The 298-nt window shown below is 64.1% G+C and carries 2 pseudogenes; both read right to left on the bottom strand.

Annotated elements, in window-relative coordinates:
- Nucleotides 1-157: pseudogene (locus EN852_RS42985) on the bottom strand (guanine deaminase); the annotation flags it as partial.
- Between the two features lie 2 nt (nt 158-159).
- A pseudogene (locus tag EN852_RS39100) lies at nt 160-298 on the bottom strand (cysteine desulfurase); the annotation flags it as partial.

The raw sequence follows: 298 nt of genomic DNA, 5'->3' as shown, positions 1-298 counted from the left end.
GTTTCTCGACATCGGCATAGGCGCCTGATGCAACGATCCTGCCATCGCTTATCAGCAGGCCGCCATCCTCCTCGTAGCGCCAGGCTGAGTGGTCGTCGATGGTTTGCGGCCAGCGCACGAAGGACAGGGTGCGGCCGCGCAGAAGTGTCGAGGTCATGCTTATTTCCCCGCGCCTTCTAACCAGGCGACCAGCAGCGCCCGTTCCTTGTCGGTGATCTGGCTAACATTAGCCGGCGGCATGGCGTGGCTGCGGCCGGCCTGCAGATAGATCTCGCGGGCATGGTCGGCGATGCCGGCG

It is taken from the genome of Mesorhizobium sp. M2E.F.Ca.ET.209.01.1.1 (assembly GCF_004010375.2).
Lineage (GTDB): Bacteria > Pseudomonadota > Alphaproteobacteria > Rhizobiales > Rhizobiaceae > Mesorhizobium.
This window is presented reverse-complemented; position numbering and strand designations above follow the sequence as displayed.